The 16419-nt window shown below is 62.7% G+C and carries 14 protein-coding genes; 4 read left to right on the forward strand and 10 right to left on the reverse strand.

Features of this window, described 5'->3' with window-relative positions:
* Window positions 1-62: 62 nt before the first annotated feature.
* The 7 genes from HJC04_RS24840 to ltnD form a co-directional block, all read right to left on the reverse strand.
* Window positions 63-1673, reverse strand: a complete 1611-nt coding sequence (locus HJC04_RS24840) for an ABC transporter substrate-binding protein (protein WP_210631765.1) — start codon at window positions 1671-1673, stop codon at window positions 63-65.
* Between the two features lie 62 nt (window positions 1674-1735).
* A complete protein-coding gene (locus HJC04_RS24845) occupies window positions 1736-2449 on the reverse strand; it encodes an HAD-IA family hydrolase (RefSeq protein WP_210631766.1) in 714 nt (237 codons plus the stop codon).
* A 221-nt stretch (window positions 2450-2670) separates the two neighbouring features.
* On the reverse strand, window positions 2671-4047 hold the full coding sequence (locus HJC04_RS24850) for an aspartate aminotransferase family protein (RefSeq protein ID WP_221147351.1): 1377 nt from the start codon (window positions 4045-4047) through the stop codon (window positions 2671-2673).
* Between the two features lie 12 nt (window positions 4048-4059).
* A complete protein-coding gene (locus tag HJC04_RS24855) occupies window positions 4060-4896 on the reverse strand; it encodes a GNAT family N-acetyltransferase (protein WP_221147352.1) in 837 nt (278 codons plus the stop codon).
* A 167-nt stretch (window positions 4897-5063) separates the two neighbouring features.
* Window positions 5064-6341, reverse strand: a complete 1278-nt coding sequence (gene otnK / locus HJC04_RS24860; protein ID WP_221147353.1) for a 3-oxo-tetronate kinase — start codon at window positions 6339-6341, stop codon at window positions 5064-5066.
* Between the two features lie 3 nt (window positions 6342-6344).
* Complete coding sequence (otnI, locus tag HJC04_RS24865) at window positions 6345-7121, reverse strand: 2-oxo-tetronate isomerase (RefSeq protein ID WP_210631770.1); 777 nt, start codon at window positions 7119-7121, stop codon at window positions 6345-6347.
* A 15-nt stretch (window positions 7122-7136) separates the two neighbouring features.
* The gene (ltnD, locus tag HJC04_RS24870; protein WP_221147354.1) at window positions 7137-8081 is read right to left on the reverse strand and encodes an L-threonate dehydrogenase; all 945 of its coding nucleotides are present in this window, start codon (window positions 8079-8081) and stop codon (window positions 7137-7139) included.
* A 228-nt stretch (window positions 8082-8309) separates the two neighbouring features.
* On the opposite strand from ltnD, the gene HJC04_RS24875 reads away from it, so the two are divergent.
* From HJC04_RS24875 to HJC04_RS24890, 4 genes are all read left to right on the forward strand, one after another.
* Complete coding sequence (locus HJC04_RS24875; RefSeq protein ID WP_210632196.1) at window positions 8310-9308, forward strand: LacI family DNA-binding transcriptional regulator; 999 nt, start codon at window positions 8310-8312, stop codon at window positions 9306-9308.
* 16 nt (window positions 9309-9324) lie between these two features.
* Window positions 9325-9993, forward strand: a complete 669-nt coding sequence (locus HJC04_RS24880) for an aldolase (RefSeq protein ID WP_210631772.1) — start codon at window positions 9325-9327, stop codon at window positions 9991-9993.
* Between the two features lie 158 nt (window positions 9994-10151).
* Entirely contained in the window at window positions 10152-10820 is a 669-nt protein-coding gene (locus HJC04_RS24885) for a haloacid dehalogenase type II (RefSeq protein WP_221147355.1), read from the forward strand.
* A 13-nt stretch (window positions 10821-10833) separates the two neighbouring features.
* Entirely contained in the window at window positions 10834-12108 is a 1275-nt protein-coding gene (locus tag HJC04_RS24890) for an FAD-binding oxidoreductase (RefSeq protein ID WP_210631774.1), read from the forward strand.
* A gap of 129 nt (window positions 12109-12237) precedes the next feature.
* Here the strand turns inward: HJC04_RS24890 and HJC04_RS24895 are convergent, their stop codons facing one another.
* From HJC04_RS24895 to HJC04_RS24905, 3 genes are all read right to left on the reverse strand, one after another.
* On the reverse strand, window positions 12238-13695 hold the full coding sequence (locus tag HJC04_RS24895) for an NAD-dependent succinate-semialdehyde dehydrogenase (RefSeq protein ID WP_210632197.1): 1458 nt from the start codon (window positions 13693-13695) through the stop codon (window positions 12238-12240).
* Window positions 13696-13769: 74 nt separating this feature from the next.
* Window positions 13770-14813: a tartrate dehydrogenase gene (locus tag HJC04_RS24900; RefSeq protein ID WP_210631775.1), complete on the reverse strand. Its 1044-nt coding sequence runs from the start codon at window positions 14811-14813 to the stop codon at window positions 13770-13772.
* A 9-nt stretch (window positions 14814-14822) separates the two neighbouring features.
* Window positions 14823-16286, reverse strand: coding sequence for an aldehyde dehydrogenase (locus tag HJC04_RS24905; protein ID WP_221147356.1), 1464 nt, complete (start codon window positions 16284-16286; stop codon window positions 14823-14825).
* Window positions 16287-16419: the final 133 nt, after the last annotated feature.

Genomic DNA, 16419 nt, shown 5'->3' on the forward strand with positions numbered 1-16419 from the left:
CCTTCGTCTCGGTCGGTTTCGAAAGAACCGGGGCTGGGCCGCAGCCCCGGTTCTTTAATCTATCAGGCTTCAAGCCAGACGTATTCGGCAAAGGCATATCCCATCTGGCCGCCGAGCGGGTTGGGCTCCAGACCCTTGAGTTTGGCAGTGGTGGCGTCGACATTCGAGAGATAAGCCGGAATGATCGTGCCGGCTTCATTGGCAATCATCGCCTGCATCTCGTCATAGATTGCCTTGCGCTTTTCCTGGTCGAGCGACCCGCGTGCTTCGATCAGCATCTTGTCGAACTTTTCCGACTTGTACTGGCTCTCATTCCAGGGAGCCTGCGAGGAATAAAGCAGCGAGAACAGGATGTCGGGGGTAGGACGTGGATTGATATTGCCGAAATGGATCGGCGCCTTGAGCCAATAATTGTCCCAGTAACCGTCGGAGGGAACCCGCTGGACATCGAGCTTGAGGCCGATCTCGGCGCCTGACGCCTGAATGATCATCGCCATGTCGATCGACGAGTTTGCCGCCTCGGAGGCGATCACGGGAATGGATTGACCGAGCACGCCAGCCTTGTCGAAGTGGAATTTCGCCTTGTCCGGATCGAAGGCGCGCGGCTTCAGATCGGCGTTGCGGTAATAGTTGACGGGGGAAACCGGCTGGTCGTTGCCGATCTCACCGAGGCCACGAAGCGCCGATTTGACGATCTGTTCGCGGTTGACGAGATACTTCATGCCCTCGATGAAGTCCCGCTTGTTGCCGGGATTCATGTCCAGCCGCATGTTGAGGTTGGTGTAGTTGCCGGACGTCGTCTTCGACAAGGTGAAGCCGTCACCCTGGGCTTCGACAAGGCGCATCGAGCGTGGATTGATCGAGGCTGCGAGGTGGATATCGCCTGATAGCAGGGCGTTGACGCGGGCATTGTCGTCGCTGATGGCGAAATATTCGAAGGAATCGACGTTGGGGCCGGATTTCCAGTAGTTCTTGTTCTTGATCCCGACGGAACGAACGCCCGGCTCGAAGACTTCCCTGACGAAAGCGCCGGTGCCGTTGGCCTTGGTGAAATCGGTCGTCCCGTCGGCAACGATCATGAAGTGGTGCATCGACAGGATGGTCGGCAGGTCGGCATTCGGATCGGCAAGCGTGATCTCGACGGTCTGCTTGTCGATAGCCTTGAAGCCGGTCATCTGGGCGGCGATCTTGGCAACCTTCGAACCGACGGACGGGTCGAGATGGCGCTTCAGCGAGAAGACGACGTCTTCAGCCGTCAGCGGTTTGCCGTCATGGAAAGTGACGCCCTTCTTCAGCTTGACGGTCCAGGTCTTGGCATCCTTGGATTCGATCGCCTCGGCAAGCTCCATCTGCGGCGTACCGCTCTTGTCGAGGAAGGTGAGGCGGTTATAGAAGGAGCAGCAGCGGACATAGTCGGTAGAGAGCGACGCCTTTGCCGGGTCGAGTGTATCAGCCGTCGACGACGACCAGCCGGCCGCCTTGAGTGCTCCACCGGCAACGGGCGTCGCAGCGAGCGCCTTGCCGGCGCGGCCGAGCACAAGCCCGCCGGCCGACATGGCAACGCCGCCCGCAAGCATCATATGCAGCAATTCGCGACGGGTTGCGCCACGACGGATGGCGGTTTCGATCATGGCGTCGTCGGATCTGGTCCAATTGGTGATCTTGTTGTTCATCTCATTCCCCTTTTCCTCTGTGACGGGCCGCCTTAGTGGCGGGCCCGATCCGGCTTTAAAAGTCAGGCGCGCGCGGCGGCCACGGCCTCTGCAAGGTCGGCCATCGACGTGAAATGATAGTCGGGTGCGGTGAACTCGGCCGGCTCGATCGTGCCGCCGTAGCCCTTCTGGGCATGCCGCCGCTCGATCCAGCAATTGACCAGGCCGAGTTTCCTGGACACCCCGATATCGTGGTACTGGCTCTGGGCGACATGCAGGATTTCATCTTTCGAATGCCCTTCCGAAGCGATGTAGGCGAAGACTTGCTCGAAGAAGGCCGGGTCGGGTTTCTCGGTCCCCGTATCGTCGGCAGTGAAGGCCGCGTGGAAGGGATTGCCGAGCTCCTTCTGGAAGAATTCGAATGCCCAGCGGCGGGCGTTGGTCATCGCTACGAGGCGGTAATCTTTTGCGAGCTCTGCCAGTGCTGTGGCGCTGTCGGTGAAACCCTTCCAGCTCTTTGCCGAGTCCCGCAGTCGTTCGCCGTATTGGCGATCGGCCGGCAGGTCGAGCTTCGGCGCGATCGCGAGATAGACGCGCACGAGATCGTCGGGAAAGAGGTCGGCGTCGTCGGAGTAGCGGACCTCGCGGTAGAGGCTGAGCGCCCGCTCGCCATCGATTTCATTTCCCGTTTCGGCCGCGATCTCGGCAAGACAAGTCTTGAGACCGCCCTCGAAATCGATGAGCGTGCCGACGACGTCGAAGGTCAGGTATTTGAATTCCGAAAGGCTCTTGCTCACGTGAATTCCCCAGTGTTCGGCCCCAATCGGAGCGCGGCTTCTCGAAGAAGAATTTTCTGTTCCGCCGGCGGTCTCGTTGTCCCGCTCTTGTCTGGAACGCTCGCATCCGCCGGTTCCAGGTCTTTTCTTGATTTCAGTTTGTCACCTGCGCTGCGCCGGATTCTCCGAAAAGGCGCCATGAGGCGGCACAAAATACCGAATCTCGCTGTTTCGCGATATTCTCAGGCCCGCAGCGCCCGACGCACATCCGGGTCCTCCAACGTCTCGTCGAGCGTCATACGGGTGCGCTCGACGATTGCGTCGATCTCCGTTTCAGTGCAGCACAGCGGCGGGGCATAACCAAGCACACCATTGCCGAACGCGCGGATGACGAGGCCGTTTTCCCAGGCGCGATCGAAGATGCGGCGCGCCGGTTCGGCCGATGCCGGCAGCGGTGTCTTGTTCACCTTGTCTACCACAAGCTCGATGGCAGCAAGCATACCGCGCCCGCGGACATCGCCGACGAGCGGGTGATCCCTCAGCGAGTCCAGGCCCTGCATCAGCCGCCTCCCGGCCTTGACTCCATTGTCGAGAAGGCCGTTTTCGTAGAGTTTCAACACTTCGAGGCCGACGGCGGCGCTGACAGGGTGGGCCGAATAGGTGTAGCCATGGCCAATCGCGCTGGCACCCGCCCCGTCGGCAATCGTCTCATAGACGTGATCGGCCATGAAAACGGCGCCCATCGGCACGTAGCCTGAGGTGAGGCCCTTGGCGGCTGTCATAAGGTCAGGCACGACCCCTTCCTCACTGCAGGCAAAAAGCGGCCCGGTCCGGCCAAAGCCGGTGATCACCTCATCGGCGACAAAAAGGATGTCGTGCTCGCGGCAGAATTCCCGCATCGCCTTGAGCCAGCCTTTCGGCGGCACAAGCACGCTCCCGGAACCCTGGATCGGTTCGACGTAGAAGGCGGCGACGCGTTCGGGCCCGATCGCCGCGACCTTGCTTTTCAGTGCCGCGAGCGAGGCCTCAATGATCGCCTGCGGGCTGTCGCCGACTGGATTGCGGTAGGCGTAATGCGACGGAATTTTATGCTGCCAGTCGAAAGGAAGGCCGAAGCCGGCATGGAAGGCTGGCAAGGCGGTGAGGCCCGCACCCACCGTCGAGGAGCCGTGATAGCCCTGTTCGACCGAAATGAACTGATCGCGTTCGGGCCGCCCTCGAGCATTCCAGTAGTAGCGGATGAAGCGGATCGTGCTATCCACCGCATCTGAGCCGCCGAGCGTGAAATAGACATGGTTCAGATCGCCCGGCGCCCGGTCGGCAAGCTCTCCGGCGAGTCGGATCGCAGGCTCGGAGCCGAGGCCGAAATAGGCGGTCGCATAGGGAAGCTCCCGCATCTGCCGGGCCGCCGCCTCGACAATGCTCTCGTGGCCGTAACCGGCATTGACGCACCAGAGGCCGGCGAAACCGTCGATCAGTTGTTTGCCCGAGGCGTCGGTGACCGTTGCTCCCTTGGCCGAGGCCAGCACCCGTACGCCATGCTTTTCATGGCTGCGGTAGGATGCCACCGGATGAATGAGATGGGCGCGATCGAGTTCGATGAGCGAATTGCTGTACATGGGATCTCCGGATCAGCCGAGGGCCTGACTGGCAAGGGCAAAGTTGGTAGCGGTCCGGGCGGCGACGTCGCCGGCCGATGGCTTTCTCATAACGATGCCACCGCCGACATGGGCGAGCCCCAGCGTGACCAGCCATGGAGAGAGTCCGGTTTCGGCAGTCGTATCCACCCGGAGGAACCGTCCTGCCCGTGCGGCGATGTGATGTTCGATGAGCTTGCGCGCGTCTTCGATATCCGCGGCGACCACGGGTCCGATCACCTCACCGCGACCGAAGGGACGCAGGCAGGCGAAACCAGAGACACCGCCGTCGCGGCGAATGACGGCGAATTCGCCGATCCTTGCGAGATAGGAGATGAGCTTTTCTCGGTCGGCGCCGAAGGCAAGGCGGTCCACCCCAATGATGGCCGGGAGATCGTCGGCGGTGGCAGCGCTCGTGCCGGCCGGCGCGCTGATTTCTCCGACAAGGCCTTGGTGCTGCAGCACGGTGCCGGTTTCATGAAAGCCGAGCTTCTCGTAGAGCGGTAGGCCCACCGTTGTCGCGACCAGCCGCAGCGGCCGGTCGCCTGCGATCCGCAAGGCGGCTTCCATCAGCCTGCGACCGAGGCCACGGCCGCGCATGGTTTCGTCGACGATGACCATGTTGATGGTCGCGCAATCTTGCCTGTAGGGTGTGACGAGGATGGTGCCGACGACCCTGTGGTCCTCAATCGCGACCACGCCCTCGCTCAACGCGAGCGCCATCTGCCAGTCTTCCCGCCGATGCGGCCAGCCCGCCTGTCTGGAGAGCGCAACAGCGCCTTCCAGATGGTCTGGACTGAATGCAGCGATTTCGATCTGACGAGTTTGCATCGGGCCGTCCTTCATGTCGTGCCCGCAAGTCTGCCGGAACCCCGGCGGGCAGATCGTCTGAAGGCCGCGGTTCAGGCGGTATCTTATGGCTTTACCTCGGCGGACCGCCGCATCTTATGCTGGAGCCGATCGATATATTCCATCGGGATGCTCCATGGCTGGTGGGATTACCTCATCATCGCCAGCGCTGCCTCAAAGAAGTCGTCGCCACCGAAGTTTCCTGATTTCAATGCCAGAAGCATGTCGCCCTGCCGATTGCCGACCGCCCGCAGCACCGGCACGCCGGGAGCAATTTCGGGGCCGATCAGAAATGCCGGAATGGCAAGCCTGTCGACGGCAGCCCCCGAGGTTTCGCCACCAGCGACCACCAGGCGCCGCACGCCTCTTTCAACCAGTTCAGCCGCGATGATCGAGGTCGCCGTCTCGATCGCGTGGCCGGAAGCCTCCCGCCCATATTGCGATTGCAGCCGGGATACGGTTTCCGGCGCCGCGCTCGCGGCGACGATCACGGGACCGGCGGAGATGCGGTCTCCGGCCCAGGAAATCGCCGCGGCGATCTCATCCGGGCCTGATATCAGCCGCTCCGGATCAAGCCGCAGCACAGGCATCGACCGTTCAGCGACCTCGAGCTGGCGTAGCGTTGCTTTCGAACAGCTGCCGGCAATAATCGCCGAAAACCCGCCGACAGGGCGAATGATGTCTTCAGCTGCTGCGCCGCCTGATATGCGGCCGGAACGGACGAGCGCCCGGGCAAGGCCGAGGCCAAGGCCGGACGCACCGGTCGACATCGGCGTTTCGAGTGCGATCTCGCCGAGTGTTTCCAGATCCCTCTCGCAAATCGCGTCGGCAATAGCCATGGTCACCCCTGTCGTGCGCAACGCATCGAGTCTCGCCCTGGCGGCGTCAGGGCCGGCCGCGACGGCTGCCAGGTCGATCAAGCCGACGGCGCCGCGCGATTGGCGGGTGAGAACCCGCACGAGGTTGGCGTCGTGCATGGGGTTGAGGGGGTGATCCTTGAGCGGACTTTCGTTCAAGGGTTGGCCGCCGACGAAGAGATGGCCGAGATAGACGGTGCGGCCGGTTTCCGGAAAGGCTGGTGTAACCAGCACGCTGCCGCCGCCCGCAGCATTGCGCAAGGCCTCGGTGACGGGACCGATATTGCCGGCATCGGTGGAATCGAAGGTCGAGCAGATTTTGTAAAGCACATGGCCCGCGCCCCGATGGCGCAGCCATCGCTCGGCTTCGGTGGCAGCCGTCACGGCCTCTGGGGCCCTGACCGAGCGGATTTTCAGGGAGACGACAACGGCATCCACGTCGGGCAGTGCCAGCGATGGATCCGGGATGCCGACCGTCTGCACCGTGCGCAGGCCATTCTTTGTCAGCGTGTTGGCAAGATCCGACGCGCCCGTATAGTCGTCAGCGATCGATCCGAGTGAAATAGCCATCGTCTAGCTCCGTGCAAAGGGTTTGAACCAGCCTAGACCGTCCAGTGTGTGGCTGCGCGGGATGTATTCGCAGCCGATGAAGCCGTCATAGCCCAGGCGGTCGATTTCGCCGAACAGATAGGGATAGTTCAGTTCCTCCCCATCCGGCTCGTTGCGTGACGGCACGCTGGCAATCTGGATATGGCCGGTGATCGGCAGCAGGCGCCGCAACGCCATGACGACGTCGCCATGGATGATCTGACGGTGATAGATATCGAACTGGAGCTTCAGGTTCGGCAAGCCGCATTCGGCAATCAGCAGTTCGGCTGCGTTGAAGTCGTTGAGGAAATATCCCGGCATGTTTCGCCCGTTGATCGGCTCGAGCAGGAGATCGATGCCCTTTTCCGCAAGCCGCTCGGCCGTATAGGTGACGGAGCGCCGATAACGGGAGGAGGCGTCGCCGTCGTGACGGTCGGCGATGCCCGCCATCAGGTGCAACCGTCCGACTCCCGTCGCTGCCGCAAAGTCCAGTGCCTTGTCGACATCGGCTTTCAGCGCATCGAACCGTTCGGGAAGGGCGGCAATGCCACGTTCGCCTGCTGCCCAGTCGCCCGGCGGCAGGTTGAACAAGGCCTGCTGCAGATTGTTGCGGGCAAGCCGCTCGGCAATTGCCTCCGGCGTGGCTTCATATGGAAAGAGGTATTCGACGGCGGCAAAGCCGGCATCGGCTGCGGCGTCGAAACGATCGAGGAATGCCCATTCGTTGAACATCATCGTCAGGTTGGCGGCGAAAACCGGCATGTCTAGCGTTCCTTTTTACAGCCTCTGCGGCTTCTCGTTGGAACCGGGCAACTCAGCGCCGGAAAGTCTGGCATAGAGCCGCGCGAGCGAGGAGTCGTCGTCCCGGCCCATGCCGGCGCCTGCGGCGGCCAGATACATTTGCAGGGCCGCGGCCGCGAGCGGTGCCGGATATCGTTCGGAGCGAGCCATATCCTGGACGATACCGAGATCCTTGACGAAAATCTCGATGCTGCTGAGCGGCGTGTAGTCTCCGGCCAGCACATGCGGCACGCGGTTTTCGAACATCCACGAATTGCCGGCCGAGGCGGTGATCACCTCATAGACCTTGTCGAGGTCGAGGCCCTGCTTGGCGGCAAAGGTGATGGCCTCGCAGGCGGCGGCGATGTGCACACCGGCGAGAAGCTGGTTGATCATCTTGAAGGCAGCGCCCGTTCCGGCCGTGTCGCCGAGTTCGTAGACCTTGCCGGCCATGGCGTTGAGACCTGGGCGCGCCCTGTCAAAGGCCTGGCTGGAGCCGGATGCCATGATCGTCAATTCGCCAAGCGCCGCCTTGGCTGCGCCGCCGGAAATCGGCGCATCGAGATAATGCAGACCGAGAGCCTCTACTCTTTGCGCCAGATTGCGTGCGACGGCGGGATCCATGGTTGCCGACGAGATGAACACGGCGCCTGGCTTCATCGTGCTCGCAACGCCTTCCGGGCCGAACAGCACGGCCTCGGTCTGCGCGCCGTTGACGACGACGGAGACGACGATGTCGGCATCCTTTGCCGCGCCGGCCGGGGTCTGTGCACCCCGTCCGCCGTCGGCGATGAAGCGGTCCACCGCCGCCGACGTGATGTCATATCCAACGACATCGAGCCCTGCGCGCTTCATCGACCGGGCCATTCCGAGCCCCATTGAACCAAGGCCGATGACGGCCGCGATGAAAGTCGAGCCTGAGTTTTCGGCAAGCGGTGTCATGGGAGTTTCTCCAGTCCTGAAAGAGCCGTGCCCCGGCAACTGCAGCCAAGTTTTGGCAGCGCTACCATTTCCCTACTCCCTTTTGGCAGCGCTGCCAACCGCAGATTGGCAGCGCTGCCAAAAATATCTTGCTTCTGGCCGGAAGTGATGAAAGATGGATGTTGCAGCGAGGCGTCCCAAGGATCGCTTCGCCCTCAAAGATTCCAGATGCCGGGTTCAAAAGCGACCATGGAATTCAAACATCAGGCGACGGTGACCCTTGCAGAGGTCGCGGAAGCGGCCGGAGTCGGCGAGAGTACGGTGTCGCGCGTGCTGCGCAACCACGGTTCGTTTTCCGGCAGAACGCGGGAGCGGGTGATGGCCGCCGTCGAGCGGCTGGGCTATGTCCCGAACCGGATCGCCGGAACGCTTGCCTCCACCGGTTCGCGTCTTGTCGCCTTCGTCATTCCCTCGCTGTCCAACATCGTATTTTCCGACGTGCTGCGTGGAGCGAGCGCCGTTCTGGAAGAAAACCGCTATCAGGCGGTCTTTTCGGTGACGGACTATGATCCGGGCAAGGAGGAGGCGCTCGCTACTGCGATGCTTGCCTGGCGGCCGGCAGCGGTGATGCTGGCGGGGTACGAGCACACCGACGGCACGGTGAAGATGTTGCGCGCCAGCGGGTGCCGGGTCGTGGAACTGCTCGATCTGGATGGCGATGCCCTCGATATCGCCGTCGGCTTCTCGAATCGTGCGGCCGGGCGGGAGAGCGCTGCCTTCCTGCTCAGACGGGGCTACCGAAGGATCGGCTATGTCGGTCACGACCTGGACCGCGACACCCGCGCCGGCAAGCGTTTTTCGAGCTTTTGCGAAACTCTCGACGCCAACGGAACTCCGCTCATTGCTCGCGAAATCCTGGCGGGCGCCTCGTCAGTGGAAAACGGCAAGCAGGGGCTGGAGCGACTGTTGGCACGAGCGACCGATCTCGATGCCGTCTATTTTTCCAACGACGACATGGCGCTCGGCGGTTATTTTCACTGTCTCTCTCAAGGGATCGTTATCCCCTCGCAGCTCGCCATATTCGGCTATAACGGCCTAGATATCGGCCGGGCAATACCGCAACCCCTGTCGACGATCCGGACGCCGCGCGTGGCGACGGGACAGACAGCCGCTGAGTTGGTCGTCGCCAACGCGCCGCCGCAAGCCATCGATCTCGGTTTTGAACTGATCGAAGGCGCAACTGCGTAAGATCGGAGGAACTGCCATGTCCGACGCCCGCCTGCGTGAGGAAATCTGCCGATACGGTCGCTCGCTGTTCGAGCGCGGGCTGACGCCGGGTTCGTCCGGCAATATATCGTTGCGGCTGGAGGACGGCGGCTGGCTGGTGACGCCGACCAACGCCTCGCTCGGCTTCCTCGACCCGGCCCGGATCTCCAGGCTCGATGCGGAAGGCCGGTTGCTGTCGGGCGACAAGCCGACCAAGGAAATCCCGCTTCACACCGCCCTCTACGACACACGCGGCAGTGCCCGCGCTATCGTCCACCTTCACTCGACACATGCGGTGGCGCTGACCATGCTGCCGGAGATCGATCCGCGTGCCGCCCTGCCGCCGATGACGCCATATTATCTCATGCGCGCCGGCGAGACCGCGTTGGTGCCGTATTATCGCCCAGGGGATCCGGCAGTGGCCGACGCGATCCGGGGACTGGCCGGCAGATATTCGTCGGTGCTTCTGGCCAATCATGGACCTGTTGTCGCCGGTGACAGCCTGGAGGCGGCGGTGTTTGCGACTGAGGAACTGGAGGAAACGGCAAAGCTCTATCTGCTGCTGCGCAACCTCAACCCCCGTTTCCTCAGCCCGGCTCAGGTGGCCGATCTCGTCGATACATTCGGCCTCGACCTTCCGTCGCAGCATGGCCACGATCACGATTGAACAGATCCCCGGCGCCCCGGGGAGGCGCAACCTTCTGCCAAACGCCGCTTTCGATACGATAGATTCTGCTTCCGATGCGGCCAATTCAGGCAGCCATGGGCGAAGCGGAGCCTATGATTGTGAACAGGTCCCAGTTCCGATCGCTAAAGGATACGCAGATGACGACGTTCCGTCCGAAATACATCACCTTCGATTGCTACGGCACGCTGACCAATTTTCAGATGGCGGAAGCGGCGCGCGACCTCTACGGCAATCAGCTTGACGAGCCGCGCATGGTGGAGTTCATCAAGAATTTCGCCGCTTATCGCCTTGATGAGATCATGGGCGCCTGGAAGCCCTATGCCGAGGTGGTGCACAATTCGCTCGAACGGACTTGCAAGCGCAATGGCGTGGAATTTCGCCACGAAGCAGCGCAAATGGTTTACGAGCGTGTTCCCACCTGGGGGCCGCATCGCGACGTACCCGAAGGTCTTGCCAGGGTTGCCCGCGAAATTCCGCTGGTGATCCTGTCCAATGCCATGGATGCGCAGATCATGTCGAATGTCGAAAAGCTCGGCGCGCCCTTCCATGCGGTCTATACCGCGCAACAGGCAAATGCCTATAAGCCGCGTTTCCAAGCCTTCGAATATATGTTCGACATGCTCGGCTGCGGACCGCAGGACGTGCTCCATTGCTCGTCCTCCTTCCGCTATGACCTGATGTCTGCCCACGATCTCGGCATCAAGAACAAGGTCTGGGTCAACCGGGGCCACGAGCCGGCCAATCCCTATTACGGCTATGTCGAAATCCCTGATATCTCAGCTCTGCCCGGTGTCGTTGGCCTCTGACGGAGACAAACGGATGCAGTTTCAATCCTACTGGCATGACACAGCCCGCGCTTTTGCCGATGCGGCTCACGGTCCTGTCGAAGGACATTATGATGTGGCCGTCATCGGCGCCGGTTTTACCGGGCTTGCGGCCGCGCGCCAGCTTGCGAAAGCCGGCGTCAAGGTCGTCGTGCTGGAGGCCGAACGCGTGGGCTGGGGGGCGTCGGGACGCAATGGCGGCCATCTCAACAACGGGCTAGCCCATAGCTTCCTGTCTGCCAAGTCAGCACTCGGCACCGAGCGTGCCGTCGCGCTTTATCGGGCGTTCGACGAGTCGATCGACACCATCGAGGCGATCGTCGGCGAGGAGGGCATCGACTGCAATTTCCGTCGCGCCGGGAAGCTGAAGCTTGCCTCCAAGCCGCAGCATTTCGATGCCATTGCCCGCAATTTCGAGGCTGTGCATAGAGAGGTCGATCCGGAGACGGCGCTTCTTTCGGCGGATGACTTGAAGAGTGAGGTCGGCTCGCCTTTCCATGGCGCCATGCTCTCGAGGAAGAGCGCGATGATGCATATGGGGCGCTATGTCGCCGGGCTCGCCGCCGCGGCCGCCCGCCACGGCGCCGTCATTTTCGAAAAGGCCGCCGTGACCGGCCATCGGCAAGGCAATGGACGCCACAGCCTCAAGACGGGGCGCGGCACCGTCACCGCCGACCACGTACTGGTCGCGACAGGCGCCTACACCCCGTCGCTCTTCGGCTATTTCCGCCGCCGGATCATTTCCGTCGGCAGCTTCCTGCTCGCCACGCGGCCGCTGAGCGACGCCGAAATCGCAGCGACGATGCCGGGAAACCGGACCTGTGTCACCTCGCTGAATATCGGAAACTATTTCCGGCTGTCGCCGGACAAGCGGCTGATCTTCGGCGGTCGAGCACGCTTTTCCGCCACGTCGGACCAGCGGTCGGATGCAAGGAGCGGTGATATTCTGCGCGCCGGTCTGGCTGAAATCTTCCCGCAACTTGCCGGCATCGAGATCGACTACTGCTGGGGCGGGCTCGTCGATATGACGAAAGACCGTTATCCCCGCGCGGGCTATGGCGACGGCGTTTGGTACGCCATGGGCTATTCTGGCCACGGCGCCCAGCTCTCCACCCATCTCGGCATCATCATCGCCGATGCCATCATGGGCAAGGCGGACCGCAATCCGGTCAAAGGCCTCGAATGGCCTGCCGTCCCCGGCCATTTCGGCAAGCCGTGGTTTCTGCCGGTCGTCGGGCTCTATTACAAGACACTCGATCGCTTCATGTAAGCGCGGCGTGACGAGAGCGGTTCAGCCTTTCTCAGGCATCTCCCGTAAACTTGCCGCCGTTTGGAAGACAGTCAGAAAAACCATATGGGAAGGCGCCGGCGGAGCTTCCGGCGCCCTTTTTTATGACGGTCAGGAGAGCCCGCCGATGTGGAAGCTCTTCATTTCAAGATATTCCTCAATGCCGCATCGTGCGCCCTCACGCCCGAGGCCGGATTGCTTGACGCCGCCGAACGGAGCGACCTCGGTCGAGATGGCGCCGGTGTTCAGGCCGATCATGCCGAATTCGAGCGCCTCGCCGACGCGCCAGGACCGTTTCAGGCTCTCGGTGTAGAAATAGGCTGCAAGGCCGAAGGGAGTGGAATTGGCGATGCGGATCGCCTCCTCCTCGGTGTCGAACCGGAACAGCGGTGCAACCGGTCCGAATGTCTCTTCGCTGGCGAGCTGCATGTCGGTGGTCGCGCCGCCAAGCACCATCGGAGCGGCATATTGATCGCCTGCAGGCATGGAATCCACAGTGGCGAGGATCTTGGCTCCCCTTTTTACGGCATCCTCCACGTGACGGTTGATCTTCTCGATCGCCGCCTTGTTGATCATCGGCCCGATATCCGTGCCGGCCTCGGTGCCTGCCCCGACCTTCATGGCTGCGACCCGCGCGCCAAGTTTTGCGGCAAAGGCGTCATAGACGCCGGACTGGACGAGAAGGCGGTTGGCGCAGACGCAGGTCTGTCCGCCATTGCGGAATTTCGACGCGATGGCGCCTTCCACGGCAAGGTCGAGATCGGCATCGTCGAAGACGATGAAGGGTGCGTTGCCGCCGAGTTCGAGGCTGAGCCGCTTGACGCTGTCGGCCGCCCCGCGCATCAGCAGCGAGCCGACGCGGGTCGAGCCGGTGAAAGAGATCTTGCGGACGGTCTGGTTCGTCATCAATTCGTCGCCGATCGCGGCCGGCATGCCGGTGACGATGTTGATCACGCCCTTGGGGATGCCGGCGCGTTCCGCCAGTACGGCGAGCGCCAGCGCCGAAAACGGGGTCAGGTCCGATGGCTTGATGACCACCGTGCAACCTGCCGCAAGTGCCGGCCCCACCTTGCGGGTGATCATCGCATTGGGAAAATTCCACGGCGTGATGATCGCCGATACGCCGACGGGCTCCTTCAGAACGATGATCCGCCGCTCCGCGGTGGGCGAGGGGATGGTTGTTCCGCCGATACGACGTGCTTCCTCGGAAAACCATTTGATGAATGAGGCGCCGTAGCGGATTTCGCCTCGCGCCTCCGTCAGCGGCTTTCCCTGTTCCGTGGTCAGGATCAGCGCCAGATCCTCGATATTGTCGAGCATCAGATCGTGCCAGGCCTCGAGCAGGGCGGCGCGCTCGGCATGGGTCTTTGCCCGCCATGGACCAAAAGCCTTTTCTGCCGCCATGATCGCGGCCCGCGTGTCGGCTGCGTCCATGTCGGGCACGCTGCCCAGCACATGCTGCGTCGCCGGATCGATGACCTCGATCGTGCGCCCCGCTGCGCCCCCGCACCATTCTCCGTCGATGAGCCCCTGCTGGCGCAGCAGGCTGCCATCCCTCAATCCGTTCATCTTGTCCTCTTTCATCAAAGCGTCCTCTCCACAATTCCGGGCGCAAAACCGCGGCGCAACCTGTGCGACATGCTCTAGTCGAGTACCGAAAGCACCGATGTCGTGATCGTCTCCGTCTTGTCCTTGCCGGGAACAGCGCCGATGCCGCGCGCCGTCGTCGCCTCGATCGCGGCCATTATCCTTGCGGCAGCAGCCGCCTCTCCGAGGTGTTCCAGCATCATTGCGCCCGACCAGATGGCGGCTATCGGATTGGCAATTCCGAGATGAGCGATGTCAGGCGCGGAGCCGTGGACGGGTTCGAACATGGACGGCGCCGAGCGATCGGGATTGATGTTGGCCGATGCCGCAAAGCCGAGCCCGCCCTGGATGGCGGCCCCAAGGTCGGTCAGAATGTCGCCGAAGAGATTGGATGCGACCACGACATCGAGGCTCTCAGGCGCCATGACCATGCGGGCGGCCATGGCGTCGATGTGGTAGCTGGTCACCTCGACATCCGGATATCCCGCAGAGAGCCTGTGGGTGATCTCGTCCCAGAAGACCATCGAATATTTCTGCGCATTGGACTTGGTCACTGAAGCGAGTTTGCCACGCCGCGCGCGTGCCTGCTCGAAGCCGAAACGCAGGATGCGTTCTATCCCCTTGCGGGTGAAGATCGAGGTTTCCACAGCTACTTCGCTGTCCGTGCCCTGATGGACGCGGCCGCCGGCGCCGGAATACTCGCCCTCGGTATTTTCGCGGATGCAGAGGATGTCGAAGCCCTCGGACCGCAGCGGCCCCTGCACGCCCGGCAGCAGCCTGTGCGGGCGGATATTGGCATACTGAACGAAAGCCTTGCGGATGGGCAGCAGGAGCCCATGCAGCGACACGGAATCGGGCACCTTGCGTGGCCATCCGACGGCGCCGAGCAGGATGGCGTCGAAAGAGCTCAGCGTCTCGATCCCGTCGGCGGGCATCATGCTGCCGTTTTCGAGATAATAGTCGCAGGACCAGGGGTAGCGGGTCGCTTCAAGAGAAAATCCGCCCGATCCGGCGGTCTTTTCGAGCACGGCCCAGGCAGCGTCGGTCACGTCGCGGCCGATGCCGTCTCCTGGCAGAAGGGCAATCCTGTAGGTCTTCATCGCAGCTCCTTAAAGGCTGATGAGCACGCTCTTGCTCTTGCGGTTGGCATGATAGGCTTCGCGGCCGAGATCCTTGCCGATGCCGGACTGCTTGTAGCCGCCGGTCGGCAGGATATGGTCGCGCGAGCGGCCGTAACGGTTGACCCAGACGGTGCCGGCCTGCAGGCGGCCGGTGAGGCGGATGGCGCGCGCGAGATCGCGGGTGAAGAGGCCGGCGGCCAGCCCATAGGATGGGTGGTCGGCCAGCCTCAGCGCCTCCTCCTCATCCTCGAAGGTCTGGATGGTCAGGACCGGTCCGAAGATTTCCTCGAGAACCGCGGGCGATGTTGCCGTCACGCCCGAAATCAGCGTCGGCGCGTAGAAATAGCCCTCACGATCGAGCCGGCCGCCGCCCGTAAGGCACTCCGCGCCGCCGTCGATGGCGGCGCGGATGATGCCATCCATGCGGGCGATCTGGCGTTCGGAGATAACGGGCGAATAATCGGTCGTTTCCTCCCAGGTCGCCCCCGGGCGGATTGCCGCCAGTCTGGCGATGAGGGCCGCTACGAGCGCGTCCGCCACCTTCGCCTCGACGATGAGGCGGGATCCGCATATGCAGGCCTGGCCGGCGTTGGACAAAATGCTGGCGGCGATAGCGCCTGCCGCAAGATCGAGATCGGCATCCGCGAAGACCAGTTGAGGGCTCTTCCCGCCGAGCTCCAGCGTCATCGGCTTCACGCCGGTACGGGCGATATTGGCCATGATCGCCGCACCGGCCGCAGTCGAGCCGGTGAAGCTGACCTTGGAAATCCCCGGATGCCCGGTGACGGCCGTTCCGGTGGTGGGGCCGTCGCCGAGCACGACATTCACGAGGCCGGCGGGCAGGCCGGCCCGCACTGAAAGTTCGGCCATGTAGAGCGTTGAAAACGGCGTCATCTCCGATGGCTTCAACACCACCGCATTGCCCGCGGCCAGCGCCGGAGCGAGCTTCCACCCGGCCATCGACAGGGGGAAATTCCAGGGCGTGATGGCGCCAACGACGCCATAGGGTTCCGTCATGATCATGCCGAAATTCGCGTCGTCGGTCGGGACGAGATCGCCGCCTTCCTTGTCGGCGAATTCGGCAAAGAAGCGGATCTGTTCGGCGGTGACGGCGATGTCGCCGGCAACGAGCTGGCCGACGGGGCGGGTTGAGGAGAGCGCCTCAAGCCTGGCGAGGGTCTCTGCCTCGGCTTCGATCAGGTCCGCCCAGCGCTGCAGCGCCTTGGTGCGCTCGCGCGGGCGCACACCGCCCCAATTGCTTTCATTCAATGCACCCTTTGCCGTTTCCACGGCCTGATCGACAAGGGCCGCGTCGGCAAGCGGACAGCCGGCATAGGCCCTGCCGTCGGACGGCCGATGCATGTCGATGACGGCTTCGGCCGGAACCAGCCGGCCGCCGATGAAATGCCCTACGGGCAGTGAGATCGAGTTCGGATCGAAGCTGAGTGTCATTGCGTGTCCTCGGCATGAGCTTGCTTAAGCCTAGCTTGCGAAACCGAGCAGCATGCATCGACCGATATTGTTGCGGCGGATAAAAATTGCGTTTTCCCCGCCGCCACCAGTCAAATCTACGGCTGGTGTCCGC

The sequence above is a fragment of the Rhizobium sp. NLR8a genome (assembly GCF_019685235.1).
Lineage (GTDB): Bacteria > Pseudomonadota > Alphaproteobacteria > Rhizobiales > Rhizobiaceae > Rhizobium.

Excerpts from the sequence above, each read along its gene's own strand:
- HJC04_RS24840 (WP_210631765.1), bottom strand. The coding sequence starts at position 1,673 with ATGAACAACAAGATCACCAATTGGACCAGATCCGACGACGCCATGATC.
- HJC04_RS24890 (WP_210631774.1), top strand. The coding sequence starts at position 10,834 with ATGCAGTTTCAATCCTACTGGCATGACACAGCCCGCGCTTTTGCCGAT.
- HJC04_RS24880 (WP_210631772.1), top strand. The coding sequence starts at position 9,325 with ATGTCCGACGCCCGCCTGCGTGAGGAAATCTGCCGATACGGTCGCTCG.
- HJC04_RS24885 (WP_221147355.1), top strand. The coding sequence starts at position 10,152 with ATGACGACGTTCCGTCCGAAATACATCACCTTCGATTGCTACGGCACG.
- HJC04_RS24895 (WP_210632197.1), bottom strand. The coding sequence starts at position 13,695 with ATGAACGGATTGAGGGATGGCAGCCTGCTGCGCCAGCAGGGGCTCATC.
- HJC04_RS24905 (WP_221147356.1), bottom strand. The coding sequence starts at position 16,286 with ATGACACTCAGCTTCGATCCGAACTCGATCTCACTGCCCGTAGGGCAT.
- HJC04_RS24855 (WP_221147352.1), bottom strand. The coding sequence starts at position 4,896 with ATGCAAACTCGTCAGATCGAAATCGCTGCATTCAGTCCAGACCATCTG.
- HJC04_RS24850 (WP_221147351.1), bottom strand. The coding sequence starts at position 4,047 with ATGTACAGCAATTCGCTCATCGAACTCGATCGCGCCCATCTCATTCAT.
- otnI (WP_210631770.1), bottom strand. The coding sequence starts at position 7,121 with ATGCCGGTTTTCGCCGCCAACCTGACGATGATGTTCAACGAATGGGCA.
- otnK (WP_221147353.1), bottom strand. The coding sequence starts at position 6,341 with ATGGCTATTTCACTCGGATCGATCGCTGACGACTATACGGGCGCGTCG.
- HJC04_RS24900 (WP_210631775.1), bottom strand. The coding sequence starts at position 14,813 with ATGAAGACCTACAGGATTGCCCTTCTGCCAGGAGACGGCATCGGCCGC.
- HJC04_RS24875 (WP_210632196.1), top strand. The coding sequence starts at position 8,310 with ATGGAATTCAAACATCAGGCGACGGTGACCCTTGCAGAGGTCGCGGAA.
- ltnD (WP_221147354.1), bottom strand. The coding sequence starts at position 8,081 with ATGACACCGCTTGCCGAAAACTCAGGCTCGACTTTCATCGCGGCCGTC.